Source organism: Pantoea agglomerans NBRC 102470 (assembly GCF_001598475.1).
In the GTDB taxonomy this organism is placed as follows: domain Bacteria; phylum Pseudomonadota; class Gammaproteobacteria; order Enterobacterales; family Enterobacteriaceae; genus Pantoea; species Pantoea agglomerans.
On the sequence record NZ_BCZA01000008.1, the window covers coordinates 184515 to 196753 of the forward strand.

At 57.0% G+C, this 12239-nt stretch carries 11 protein-coding genes and 3 tRNA genes; all 14 read left to right on the forward strand.

The features are described 5' to 3' along the window. Positions 1–12 precede the first annotated feature (12 nt). The 14 genes from wzzE to PAG01S_RS17190 all read left to right on the forward strand — a co-directional run bounded on the left by wzzE (position 13) and on the right by PAG01S_RS17190 (position 12161). Positions 13–1062, forward strand: coding sequence for an ECA polysaccharide chain length modulation protein (gene wzzE / locus PAG01S_RS17125; protein WP_010257365.1), 1050 nt, complete (start codon positions 13–15; stop codon positions 1060–1062). 10 nt (positions 1063–1072) lie between these two features. Next, a complete protein-coding gene (wecB, locus tag PAG01S_RS17130; protein ID WP_062759463.1) occupies positions 1073–2203 on the forward strand; it encodes a non-hydrolyzing UDP-N-acetylglucosamine 2-epimerase in 1131 nt (376 codons plus the stop codon). Next, entirely contained in the window at positions 2200–3459 is a 1260-nt protein-coding gene (wecC, locus tag PAG01S_RS17135) for a UDP-N-acetyl-D-mannosamine dehydrogenase (RefSeq protein ID WP_010257361.1), read from the forward strand. Before wecB ends, wecC begins: the two co-directional genes overlap by 4 nt. Then, complete coding sequence (gene rffG, locus PAG01S_RS17140; protein WP_033767584.1) at positions 3456–4526, forward strand: dTDP-glucose 4,6-dehydratase; 1071 nt, start codon at positions 3456–3458, stop codon at positions 4524–4526. The genes wecC and rffG overlap by 4 nt, the downstream gene beginning before the upstream one ends. A 19-nt stretch (positions 4527–4545) precedes the next feature. After that, positions 4546–5427 carry a glucose-1-phosphate thymidylyltransferase RfbA gene (gene rfbA, locus PAG01S_RS17145; RefSeq protein WP_031590304.1) on the forward strand — a complete coding sequence of 294 codons (882 nt, stop codon included), beginning with the start codon at positions 4546–4548 and terminating at the stop codon, positions 5425–5427. After that, entirely contained in the window at positions 5405–6112 is a 708-nt protein-coding gene (gene rffC / locus PAG01S_RS17150; protein ID WP_062759455.1) for a dTDP-4-amino-4,6-dideoxy-D-galactose acyltransferase, read from the forward strand. Before rfbA ends, rffC begins: the two co-directional genes overlap by 23 nt. Then, positions 6099–7229, forward strand: a complete 1131-nt coding sequence (rffA, locus tag PAG01S_RS17155; protein ID WP_010257349.1) for a dTDP-4-amino-4,6-dideoxygalactose transaminase — start codon at positions 6099–6101, stop codon at positions 7227–7229. The genes rffC and rffA overlap by 14 nt, the downstream gene beginning before the upstream one ends. After that, the gene (gene wzxE, locus PAG01S_RS17160; protein ID WP_062759456.1) at positions 7229–8479 is read left to right on the forward strand and encodes a lipid III flippase WzxE; all 1251 of its coding nucleotides are present in this window, start codon (positions 7229–7231) and stop codon (positions 8477–8479) included. The genes rffA and wzxE overlap by 1 nt, the downstream gene beginning before the upstream one ends. Beyond that, the gene (gene wecF / locus PAG01S_RS17165) at positions 8476–9543 is read left to right on the forward strand and encodes a TDP-N-acetylfucosamine:lipid II N-acetylfucosaminyltransferase (protein WP_062759457.1); all 1068 of its coding nucleotides are present in this window, start codon (positions 8476–8478) and stop codon (positions 9541–9543) included. Before wzxE ends, wecF begins: the two co-directional genes overlap by 4 nt. After that, positions 9540–10883, forward strand: a complete 1344-nt coding sequence (gene wzyE, locus PAG01S_RS17170; RefSeq protein ID WP_010257343.1) for an ECA oligosaccharide polymerase — start codon at positions 9540–9542, stop codon at positions 10881–10883. The genes wecF and wzyE overlap by 4 nt, the downstream gene beginning before the upstream one ends. A 25-nt stretch (positions 10884–10908) precedes the next feature. After that, positions 10909–11649 carry a lipopolysaccharide N-acetylmannosaminouronosyltransferase gene (wecG, locus tag PAG01S_RS17175; protein ID WP_010671671.1) on the forward strand — a complete coding sequence of 247 codons (741 nt, stop codon included), beginning with the start codon at positions 10909–10911 and terminating at the stop codon, positions 11647–11649. A 158-nt stretch (positions 11650–11807) separates the two neighbouring features. Beyond that, positions 11808–11884 (forward strand) — tRNA-Arg (locus PAG01S_RS17180). 98 nt (positions 11885–11982) lie between these two features. Continuing rightward, positions 11983–12058, forward strand: a tRNA-His gene (locus PAG01S_RS17185). A 16-nt stretch (positions 12059–12074) separates the two neighbouring features. Continuing rightward, positions 12075–12161 (forward strand) — tRNA-Leu (locus PAG01S_RS17190). The last annotated feature ends 78 nt before the right edge of the window (positions 12162–12239 follow it).

Here is a 12239-nt window from a genome sequence, read left to right on the forward strand (position 1 = left end):
GATACCTCTGCCATGCCTTCTGACGTTGTGGACAACGAACTGGATATTCGCAGCTTTTGCTGCCGTTTATGGCGTGGCAAGCGCTGGATTATCGGGCTGGCGCTGCTGTTTGCTCTGGTCGCCTGGCTAGCCACGCTGCTGCTGAAACAGGTCTGGAGCACCACGGCGATCACCGATCGTCCGACGGTGAACATGCTGGGTTCTTACTATGCGCAGCAGCAATTCCTGACCAATCTGGATGTGCGTAACAACGCCTTAACCCTGGCCGCACCTTCACCTACGGTGATGGATCAGGTTTATCAGGAGTTCACCATGCAGCTTGCCTCCTGGGATACGCGTCGTGAGTTCTGGCAGCAAACGGATTATTACAAGAGTCGTAAAACCGGCAATGCGCATAATGATGCCGCGCTGCTCGACGATATGATCGGCAATATCCTGTTCACGCCCGCTGACGCGGCACATAACCTGCCCGATAACGTCAAACTCAAAGCGGAAACCGCTGGCGACGCCAATAATCTGCTGCGTCAGTACATCGCCTATGCCAGTGAGCGCGCCGCGCGTCATCTGAATGATGAGCTAAAAGGTGCCTGGCGGGCGCGTACCGACCAGTTGCAGGCGCAGGTGAAACGTCAGGAAGATGTGGCTAATGCGGTGTTTCAGCGCCAGCAGCATCGGCTGGAGCAGGCGCTGAAGATCGCCAGCCAGCAGGGCATCAATGAGAAACAGACGCGTGAAGCGGGTGAAAATCTGGCAGACAGCGACCTGTTCCTGCTGGGCCAGCCCGTTTTACAGGGACAGCTGGATACGCTGCGCGCTACCGGTCCGGAGTTTGATATCAGCTATGATCAGAACAGAGCAATGCTGACCACGCTGCAGACCGGGCCAAAACTGAACAGCCAGTTCCAGACCTACCGTTATCTGCGTACGCCGGAAGAGCCGGTATCACGTGACAGTCCGCGACGTCTGTTCATGATGATTATGTGGGGTGCCATTGGGGCATTAACAGGCGCGGGAGTGGCGCTGGCACGTCGTCCGCGTCTGATGTCAGACACGCATGAGTGAGAGAAACAGTGTGAAAGTTCTGACGGTATTTGGTACTCGTCCCGAAGCGATCAAAATGGCACCGCTGGTTCAGGCGCTGGCGCAGGATCCCGCTTTCGAATCGCGACTGTGCGTCACCGCACAGCATCGCGAAATGCTCGATCAGGTGCTGCGCCTGTTCAAGCTGCAGCCGGACTATGATCTCAATATTATGCGTCCCGAGCAGGGGCTGACCGAGATCACCTGCCGCATTTTAGAGGGCATGAAAACCGTCCTGCTCGACTTCAAACCGGACATCGTGCTGGTGCATGGTGACACCACCACCACACTGGCGGCGAGCCTGGCGGCATTTTATCATCAGATTCCGGTCGGGCATGTGGAGGCCGGTCTGCGTACCGGCGATCTCGCCTCGCCATGGCCGGAAGAGGGTAACCGTAAACTTACCGGTCATCTTGCCCATCTGCATTTCACCCCCACCTCCCGATCGCGTCAGAATCTGTTGCAGGAAAATCTGCCCGATGCGCGCATTATCGTGACCGGCAATACGGTCATTGATGCGCTGCTGTGGGTTCGCGACAGGGTGCTGGATGACAGCAATCTGAATGCACAACTGGCGGCGCGCTATCCGTTTCTCGACCCGGATAAGAAACTGGTGCTGGTCACCGGACATCGTCGCGAAAGCTTTGGTGGCGGCTTTGAACGTATCTGCAGCGCGCTGGCGCAGATTGCCCGCCAGCATCCCGAGGCGCAGATTGTCTATCCGGTGCACCTTAATCCCAATGTCAGCGAGCCGGTAAACCGGATTCTCAGCGGCATTGAGAATATCATTCTGATTGAACCGCAGGAGTATCTGCCTTTTGTCTGGCTGATGAACCGCGCCTGGCTCATCCTCACTGACTCCGGTGGCATTCAGGAGGAAGCGCCTTCGCTGGGTAAACCGGTGCTGGTGATGCGTGACACCACCGAGCGGCCTGAAGCGGTCGACGCCGGCACCGTCAAACTGGTGGGGACCGATATCGCCCGAATCGTGGCGGAGGTCAGCATCTTGCTGACTGACGACGCTGCCTGGCAGGCGATGAGCCACGCCCATAATCCGTATGGCGATGGCAAAGCCTGTGGTCGTATTTTACAAGCCTTAAAAGATAACCGAGCCGAATTATGAGTTTTGAAACCATCTCCGTGATTGGACTGGGATACATTGGGCTGCCGACGGCAGCCGTTTTTGCCTCAAAGGGAAAAAAAGTGGTGGGCGTGGATATCAACGCGCGCGCCGTTGAAACCATCAATCGTGGCGCGATCCATATTGTGGAGCCCGATTTAGATCAGGTGGTGCATGCGGCCGTTACGCGTGGCGATCTGCGCGCCACCACGCAGCCGGAAGCCGCCGACGCTTTTCTTATCGCCGTACCAACCCCTTTTAAAGATGAGCATCAGCCCGATCTGCGCTTTGTGAAAGCCGCGGCGGAGTCGATTGCGCCGGTACTGAAAAAGGGCGACCTGGTGATTCTGGAGTCGACCTCACCGGTGGGCAGCACCGAACAGATGGCCGACTGGCTGGCGGCGGCGCGTCCCGACCTGCGCTTTCCTCAGCACGGTGATACGCCCGATATTTTTGTCGCCTACTGTCCGGAGCGCGTGCTGCCTGGTCAGGTGATGGTTGAGCTGATTAACAACGACCGGGTGATTGGCGGCATGACGCCAGCCTGTTCCGCCCGCGCCAGCGAGCTTTATCGGCTGTTTTTAAAAGGCGAATGCGTTGAAACCAACGCCCGAACCGCCGAGATGTGTAAGCTGACAGAAAACAGCTTCCGTGACGTGAATATCGCCTTTGCCAATGAGCTGTCGCTGATTTGTGCCGATCAGGGGATTAACGTCTGGGAGCTGATTGCGCTGGCGAATCGCCATCCGCGCGTCAACATTCTGCAGCCGGGTCCAGGCGTCGGCGGTCACTGTATCGCCGTCGATCCCTGGTTCATCGTGGCGCAGAATCCTGAATTAGCCCGCCTGATCCGCACCGCGCGCGAGGTCAATGACGCCAAGCCTCAGTGGGTGCTGGACCAGGTGAAAACCGCGCTGGCGGACTGCCTGACGCAGACCGGTAAGCGCGCCAGCGATATCACCATCGCCTGCTTTGGCCTGGCCTTTAAACCCAATATTGACGACCTGCGCGAAAGCCCGGCGGTGGGCGTGGCACAGAAAATTGCAGAGTGGCACAGCGGCACCACCTGGGTGGTTGAACCCCATATTGAGCAGCTTGCTGACGCACTTGCCGACAAAGCCGTGCTGGTCTCTGCCGGGCAGGCGCTGGAACAGGCCGATATTCTGGTGATGCTGGTCGATCACCGCGCCTTCCGCGCCATTGATGGCGCCAGCGTTCAGCAGAACTGGATTGTCGACACCAAAGGTGTGTGGCGATGAGGCGTTTTCTGATCACGGGCGGTGCCGGGTTTATCGGTTCTGCACTGGTGCGCTTTCTGATCGCAGAAACCGAACATCAGGTGGTGGTGGTCGATAAACTCAGCTACGCCGGAAATCTGGCGTCACTCGCCAGCGTTGCCGACTCGCCCCGCTTTCATTTTGAGCAGGTCGATATCTGCGATCGCCCGGCACTTGATCAGGTGTTTGCCCGTCATCAGCCAGACTGTGTGATGCATCTTGCGGCTGAAAGCCATGTGGATCGCTCGATTGACGGGCCGGTAGCCTTTATCGAGACCAATATTGTCGGGACTTATCAGTTGCTGGAAGCCGCGCGTTTTTACTGGCAAAACCTGGATGACGCGCGCAAAACCGCCTTTCTGTTCCACCATATCTCGACAGATGAAGTCTTTGGCGATCTGCACGACAGCCAGGCTTACTTCACCGAAACCACACCCTATGCGCCAAGCAGTCCTTACGCCGCCAGCAAGGCCAGCAGCGACCATTTAGTGCGAGCCTGGCTGCGCACTTACGGTCTGCCCACGCTGGTCACCAACTGTTCAAATAACTACGGCCCCTGCCATTTCCCGGAGAAGCTGATCCCGCTGACCATCATCAATGCGCTGGCCGGGAAAGCCTTGCCGGTTTACGGCAACGGACAGCAGATTCGTGACTGGCTCTACGTCGAAGATCACGCCCGCGCACTCTATCAGGTGGTCAGCCATGGCAAGCCAGGCGAAACTTATAATATTGGCGGCCATAACGAGCGACGCAATATTGAGGTGGTTGAAACTATCTGCAGCCTGCTTGAAGAGCTGGCCGCAGAGCAGAAACCTGCCGGGCTGGCGCATTACCGCGACCTGATTACCTATGTCACTGACCGCCCCGGTCACGATCAGCGCTATGCCATTGATGCCAGTAAAATCGCGCATGAACTTGGCTGGGTACCGCAGGAAACCTTTGAAAGCGGCATGCGTAAAACCGTGGCATGGTATCTGGCCAATCCCACCTGGTGGCAGGCTATTCTGGATGGCCGCTATCAGGGCGAACGCCTTGGCTTATCGCAATAAACCCGCGTAAGGAGCAGCGATGAAAGGCATCATTTTAGCGGGAGGGTCGGGCACGCGGTTACACCCGATAACCCGTGCAGTATCAAAGCAACTTCTGCCGGTTTACGACAAACCGATGATCTACTATCCGCTCTCCGTGCTGATGCTGGCGGGTATTCGCGACATCCTGTTAATTACCACGCCGGAAGATCGGGCGCAGTTTGAACGGCTGCTGGGCGATGGCAGTGAATTTGGGATACGCCTTAGCTATGCGGTGCAGCCAAGTCCCGATGGGCTGGCGCAGGCCTTTATCATCGGCGAATCCTTTATCGGCGAGGATAATTGCTGCCTGGTTCTGGGTGATAACCTCTATTTTGGCCAGGGCTTCAGCCCCAAGCTCCGGAAAGTTGTTGAACAGAATCGTGGCGCAACGGTGTTCGGCTATCAGGTCATGGACCCGGAACGTTTCGGCGTGGTGGAGTTTGACGATAACTTCAGGGCGATCTCGATTGAAGAGAAACCACAGCAGCCGAAATCGCGCTGGGCAGTAACCGGGCTCTATTTTTATGACAATCAGGTTATTGAATTCGCGAAACAGGTTAAACCCTCAGCGCGGGGCGAGCTGGAAATCACGGCCATTAACCAGATGTATCTGGAGCGTGGTGAGCTGACGGTCGAACTGCTGGGACGAGGTTTTGCCTGGCTGGATACCGGCACGCACGACAGTCTGGTGGAAGCCAGCATGTTTGTGCAGACGGTGGAAAAACGTCAGGGTTTTAAAATTGCCTGCCTGGAAGAGATTGCCTGGCGTAACAGCTGGCTGAGTGATGACCAGTTGCGGGCCGCGGGTGAAGCGCTGACAAAAACCGGCTACGGCCAATACCTGCTGGATTTATTACATGCCCGTCCACGTCAATATTAATCCCCTTAGCTGGGAGAGCGCATTCTTCGGTGTTGATACCGTGCGGCTGGAGCCGCAAGGTGACATTCCGCTGGAACAGGCGCTGCGTCATCCCTGTGCGCTGATGCAGATAAAAGTCGCTGCCAGCGAGACGGCACTGATTGATACGCTGCAGCAGCATCAGTTCCGGCTGGCAGAAGGCGAAGCAGATCTGACGCTGGCGCTGAAACAGACTGAACGGCAGGCGGGAATTCGCATTGCGCGCGAAGCCCAGATCCCGCTACTGCGCGATGCTGCCTCACAGCTCTTCAGCCAGAGTCGTTTTCGCGCGCCCTGGTATGCGCCGGACGCCAGCGGACGCTTCTATGCGCAGTGGATTGAAAATGCGGTACGCGGGGCGTTTGACGATCAGTGTCTGGTGGCAAGCGATGCCGCGGGTCAGCTGCAGGGATTTGTTTCGCTGCGCGCGGTGGATGGCGATGCCCGCATTGGCCTGCTGGGCGTACTGCCCGGCGCGCAGGGCCAGGGGCTGGGTCAGCGACTGATGCTGGCGGCGGCAGACTGGGCGCGGGTACGACAGCTGGCTCAGCTTCGGGTTGCTACCCAGCTCAGCAATCTCACGGCGATGCGCCTCTATTTACGCAGCGGTGCCCGGCTCGACAGCACCGCGTACTGGTTTTACAGGAAAGGTCATGATTCCATTTAATGCGCCCCCGATTGTGGGCACAGAAATTGAGTATATGCAGTCGGCGATGAACAGCGGCAAGCTGTGCGGCGACGGTGGATTTACCCGTCGCTGTCAGCAGTGGATGGAGCAGCGGTTTGGCAGCAAAAAAGTGCTGCTGACCCCATCCTGTACCGCTTCGCTGGAGATGGCGGCGCTGTTAATCGATCTGCAGCCCGGCGATGAAGTGATTATGCCGAGCTACACCTTTGTCTCTACCGCCAACGCCTTTGTGCTGCGCGGCGCCCGCATTGTGTTTGTCGATGTGCGCCCGGACACCATGAACATTGATGAAACGCTGATCGAAGCGGCCATCACTGAAAAAACACGCGCTATTGTGCCGGTCCATTACGCAGGCGTGGCCTGTGAAATGGACACCATTATGGCGCTGGCGGCAAAGCATAAGCTGTTTGTGATTGAAGATGCGGCGCAGGGCGTGATGTCACGCTACAAAGGTCGTGCGCTCGGCACCATCGGTCATATTGGCTGCTTCAGTTTCCACGAAACCAAGAACTACACCGCCGGCGGCGAAGGTGGCGCGACGCTCATTAACGACGCCAGCCTGGTCGAGCGCGCCGAGATCGTGCGGGAAAAAGGCACCAATCGCAGCCAGTTCTTCCGGGGTCAGGTCGATAAATACACGTGGCGCGATATGGGATCGAGCTATCTGATGGCCGATCTGCAGGCAGCCTATCTCTGGGCGCAGCTGGAAGCCGCTGAAGGTATCAACCAGCAGCGGTTACGCATCTGGCAGCGTTATTACGATGCGCTGCAGCCGCTGGCGGCTCAGGGACGCATCAGTCTGCCGGTGATCCCCGCCAGCTGTGAACACAATGCGCACATGTTCTACATCAAACTGCGCGATCAGGACGATCGTCAGGCGCTGATAAACTGGATGAAAGAAGCCGAGATACTGACGGTGTTTCACTATATTCCGCTGCACAGTTCGCCCGCCGGTGAGCGGTTCTCGCAGTTTGTCGGCGACGATCGCTTTACCACGCGGGAAAGTGAACGCCTGCTGCGTCTGCCGCTGTTTTATAACCTGTCGGATAACAATCAGAGCACGGTTATCAGCTCACTGCTGAGCTTCTTTTCCTGATGTCATTAGCCAGAGCCTCAGTGTGGACCGCATCGTCCACGCTGGTAAAAATTGTGGCCGGCCTGCTGGTCGTCAAACTGCTGGCGGTCAGCTTCGGACCCGAGGGTGTCGGCCAGGCGGGGAACTTCCGTCAGTTGATCACCGTGCTGGGCGTGCTGGCGGGCGCAGGCATCTTTAATGGCGTTACCACCTATGTGGCGCAGTATCAGCAGCAGCCCGAACAGTTGCGGGCGATGGTGGGCACGGCATCAACCATGGTGCTGGGCTTTTCCGGTGTGCTGGCGCTGCTGTTTCTGCTGGCGGCGGCACCCATCAGTATCGCGCTGTTTGGTCACGACCGCTATCAGGGCGTCATCCGTGTGGTGGCCTTTCTTCAGCTCGGCATCGCCTGGGCCAACTTTACCCTGGCGCTGCTGAAGGGCTATCGCGACGCGCGCGGTAATGCGCTGGCGCTGATTCTCGGCAGCCTGATTGGCGTGGCAGGCTATCTGCTCTGCTGGTGGCTGGGCGGCTATCAGGGCGCGCTAACGGGTCTGGCGCTGGTGCCGGCTTTGCTGCTGCTGCCTGCACTCCTGATGCTGAAACGCCGTGCGCCGCTGCCGCTTAGCTGGCTGCGACCGCAATGGCATCCTGAGCTGGCCCGTAATCTGGCAAAATATACGCTGATGGCGCTGATCACCGCCGTGACCCTGCCGGTCGCCTGGGTGCTGATGCGTAATCTGCTGGCGGCGCAGCAGGGCTGGGCACAGGTCGGATTATGGCAGGGCGTCACCAGCATTTCCGATGCCTATCTGCAATTTATTACCGCGACGTTTAGCGTCTGGCTGCTGCCGACGCTGGCGCGGCTGGATAACAAACGCGACATCGCGCGCGAGATTGGCCGTGCACTGCGCTTTGTCCTGCCCGCCGTAGCGGTTGCCAGCCTGGGTGTCTGGGTACTGCGCGATTTCGCCATCAGCCTGCTGTTCTCTGAAGCGTTTCGCGGGATGCGCGATCTCTTTGTCTGGCAGCTGTGCGGCGATGTTTTTAAGGTCGGCGCCTATGTTTTCGGATATCTGGTTATCGCCAAAGCCTCGCTGCGCTTTTATGTTCTGACTGAGATCAGCCAGTTCCTGTTGCTGACCCTGTTTTCACGCTGGTTGATCCCGTTACATGGCGCGACGGGTGCGGCGCAGGCCTATATGTTTACCTATATGGCTTACTTTGCCCTGTGTTGTGGCGCTTTTATTGTTTACTGCCGGAAAAAATGACTTTAATTCACGTTTTGGGATCGGACATTCCCCACCACAATCTTACGGTGCTGCGCTTTTTCAACGACGTACTCAGCGTTGAGCAGCCTGCGGCTGCGCCACGCCATTTTATGGTGGTGACGCAGCAGCCCGAGAGCCTGGCGCCGTTCAGTGCGTTGCAGATCGAGTGCTTTACCAGCAAGAAAGCGCTGGCGCAGGCGGTACTGCAGCGGGCCAGAAATCGTCAGCAGCGTTTTTTCTGCCACGGACAGTTTAACCCGTGGATCTGGCTGGCGTTACTCAGCGGTAAGCTGCGTCGTTCACAGCTCTTCTGGCATGTCTGGGGTGCCGATCTTTATGAAGATTCGCGCAGCCTGAAGTTCCGCCTGTTCTATCTGGTCCGCCGGATAGCGCAGGGACGGGTTGCACAAGTTTTTGCGACCCGTGGCGACCTGCATCACTACCAGCAGCGCCATCGGCGCGTACCCGGTTCACTGCTCTATTTTCCCACCAGAATGCCCGCCGCAGCCGTTGAATCTGTCCCGTCGGAGCCTTTTACGCTGTTGCTGGGCAACTCGGGCGATCCGAGTAACCGGCATATCGAAGGTTTAAAAGCGATTCACGCGCAGTTTGGCGAGCAGGTGCGTATCGAGGTCCCTTTGGGCTATCCGCCAGGTAATGAGGCTTATATCAGCCAGATTCAGGCCGCTGCCGATGCGCTGTTCCCAAACGGGCAGGTGAATCTGATGCGTGAAAACCTGGCGTTTGATGATTACTTAGCCCTGCTGGCGCGCTGCCATGTCGGCTATTTTATGTTTGAACGTCAGCAAGGGGTGGGAACACTCTGCCTGCTGATTCAGGCCAACGTGCCGTTTGTCCTGACCCGCAAAAATCCATTCTGGCGTGATGTGGCAGAGCAGCAGCTTCCGGTATTGTTCAGTGAAGATACGCTGTCGCCTGCGGTGATCGCCGAGGCACGTCGTCAGCTGATGAGCTGTGATAAACAGGCTATCGCCTTTTTTGCGCCGGGTTATCTGGCGGGCTGGCGGGCCGCGTTACAGCTCAGCGAAGGGGAGTTGTCATGAGTCTTATGCAGTTTGGCGGCCTGCTGGTGGTCTATTTGCTGTCGCTGGTTTTTATCCTGACCCTGACCTGGCGGGAGTTTAAGCGCGTCCGTTTTAACTTTCATCTGTTTTTCACGCTGCTGTTCTTACTGACCTTTTACTTCGGCTTCCCGCTGACCTCCGTGCTGGTGTTTCGCTTTAATGTTGAAGTGGTGCCGGTTGAGAACCTGCTGGAGGCGCTGCTGTCGGCCACGGCTTTTTACGCCATTTATTACGTCAGCTATAAAGTGCGACTGAAACCCGCCAGCGCGTCTCCGGTGAAGCCCTGGCTGCAGATGAATCGCGTCGAAACCCATCTGACCTGCGTGATCCTGGCGCTGGTGGCGCTGGGTACGGTGACGGTGTTCTTCATTCATAACGGTTTTCTGCTGTTCCGCCTGACCGCCTATAACCAGATTTTCTCCAGTGAAGTGTCGGGTGTAGCGCTTAAGCGCTTCTTCTATTTCTTTATTCCGGCGATGCTGATCCCCTACTTTTTGAGCCCGACGCGCCGCAACTGGCTGCTGTTCCTGGTGGTGACCGTTGCCTTTGGTTTACTGACCTACGCGCTGGTGGGCGGTACCCGAGCCAATATCATTATTGCGTTTGCCCTGTTCCTGTTTATCGGGATTACCCGTGGCTGGATCACTTTGTGGATGCTGGCGACGGCAGGCGTGCTGGCGATTGCAGGAATGTTCTGGCTGGCACTGCGCCGCTATAACCTCGACGTTATGGGCGATGAAGCGTTTTATACTTTCCTCTATCTGACGCGTGATACCTTCTCGCCGTGGGAGAATCTCGCCTTGCTGCTGGATAACTACGCCAGAATTGAGTTTCAGGGGCTGGCACCGCTGTGGCGTGATTTCTACGTTTTCATTCCGACCTGGCTCTGGCCGGATCGGCCGCTGGCAGTGTTAAACAGTGCTAACTACTTCACCTGGGAAGTGCTGAACAACCATTCTGGCCTGGCGATTTCACCCACGCTGATAGGGTCGCTGGTGGTGATGGGCGGCGTCTGGGCGATTCCGATCGGTGCGGTCGCGGTAGGGATGATTATAAAAGCCTTTGATGCAATCTATCAGCGTGGCTGTCTTGAGACCAACCGTTACACCGGCGCCATCCTGCAAAGCTTCTGTTTTGGCGCGGTCTTTAACATGATCGTGCTGGCACGCGAAGGCCTTGATGCGTTCGGTTCACGCGTGGTGTTTTTCTGCATCATTTTTGCTGCCTGTCTGGGCATGGCTAAATTACTTTTCTGGTTACTGGATCGCGCAGGTTTGATTCGCGACCGCAGCAGGCGGGTGTTGCACAGCCCGCTCTGAGTAGCCTCTGGGATTGACGGAAGATATGACAAAGTTAACTGAGACGCCGCAGTACCGGATTCGCGGCGTTGAGTTGTATGGCTTCGAAAACATGCCGTCGGCGGTGAATTTTCTGATGCCGCCGCACAGCGTACGCAGCGGTATTTTAGTGGCGATTAATGCGGAGAAGATCCTGACCGCTGAGCGGGATGAGGGATTACGTACGCTGTTAGCGCAGGCGGAATATGCATACGCCGATGGCATCAGCATTGTGCGCTCGATTCGTAAAAAGTATCCACACGCGTCGGTGCAGCGCATTGCGGGTGCTGATTTATGGGAAGCGCTGATGGAACGCGCCGGGCGGGAAGGGACGCCTGTATTTCTTATCGGCGGTCGTCAGCAGGTGCTGGATGAAACCTGCGATAAGCTACGTCGTCAGTGGAATGTGAATATTGTCGGGGCGCAGGATGGCTATTTTGCGCCAGCCGATCAGGATGCGCTGTTTGCCCGGATTGCGGCCAGCGGCGCGAAGCTGGTGACTGTAGCGCTGGGGTCGCCCCGTCAGGAGCTATTGATGCTGGCGTGCCGTGCGCACTGGCCTGATGCGCTCTATATGGGCGTGGGTGGAACGTACGATGTTTTCACCGGCCATGTGAAGCGAGCGCCTGAGATCTGGCAGCGGCTGGGTCTGGAGTGGCTCTATCGTCTGATTCGGCAGCCTGGCCGCCTGCGCCGGCAATTAAAACTGCTTAAATATTTGCGCTATCACTGGCGTGGCGATCTCTGATATTGCTGATAAATGCCGCATTTTTACGCGTTGTGAGAGTGGAAATGCACTATTTGTCGACAAAATGCACAAAGCGTAATCAAACGCGTCTTTTTATTTAAAAAGCACTAGACACGATGGGCGCTTATCTCTAGTATGCACATCCGCAACGGCGCTACGCGCCCGTAGCTCAGCTGGATAGAGCGCTGCCCTCCGGAGGCAGAGGTCTCAGGTTCGAATCCTGTCGGGCGCGCCATATCGTTTGTGCGCATGAGCTTCGGTGGTTGATTTACCGCGGTTGGCAGTAGAGATTTAAATGCTGCAGGTTTTTAACTTGTGACATTAAGTATTGTGGTGGCTATAGCTCAGTTGGTAGAGCCCTGGATTGTGATTCCAGTTGTCGTGGGTTCGAGTCCCATTAGCCACCCCAGATTTTGCTGGGAAACGCGAAGGTGGCGGAATTGGTAGACGCGCTAGCTTCAGGTGTTAGTGTCTTAACGGACGTGAGGGTTCAAGTCCCTCTCTTCGCACCAGGCAAAACAGTTAAAAAAATCGGCGAGTAGCGCAGCTTGGTAGCGCAACTGGTTTGGGACCAGTGGGTCGGAGGTTCG

Excerpts from the sequence above, each read along its gene's own strand:
- wzzE (WP_010257365.1), top strand. The coding sequence starts at position 13 with ATGCCTTCTGACGTTGTGGACAACGAACTGGATATTCGCAGCTTTTGC.
- wecC (WP_010257361.1), top strand. The coding sequence starts at position 2,200 with ATGAGTTTTGAAACCATCTCCGTGATTGGACTGGGATACATTGGGCTG.
- rffG (WP_033767584.1), top strand. The coding sequence starts at position 3,456 with ATGAGGCGTTTTCTGATCACGGGCGGTGCCGGGTTTATCGGTTCTGCA.
- rfbA (WP_031590304.1), top strand. The coding sequence starts at position 4,546 with ATGAAAGGCATCATTTTAGCGGGAGGGTCGGGCACGCGGTTACACCCG.
- rffC (WP_062759455.1), top strand. The coding sequence starts at position 5,405 with ATGCCCGTCCACGTCAATATTAATCCCCTTAGCTGGGAGAGCGCATTC.
- rffA (WP_010257349.1), top strand. The coding sequence starts at position 6,099 with ATGATTCCATTTAATGCGCCCCCGATTGTGGGCACAGAAATTGAGTAT.
- wzxE (WP_062759456.1), top strand. The coding sequence starts at position 7,229 with ATGTCATTAGCCAGAGCCTCAGTGTGGACCGCATCGTCCACGCTGGTA.
- wecF (WP_062759457.1), top strand. The coding sequence starts at position 8,476 with ATGACTTTAATTCACGTTTTGGGATCGGACATTCCCCACCACAATCTT.
- wzyE (WP_010257343.1), top strand. The coding sequence starts at position 9,540 with ATGAGTCTTATGCAGTTTGGCGGCCTGCTGGTGGTCTATTTGCTGTCG.
- wecG (WP_010671671.1), top strand. The coding sequence starts at position 10,909 with ATGACAAAGTTAACTGAGACGCCGCAGTACCGGATTCGCGGCGTTGAG.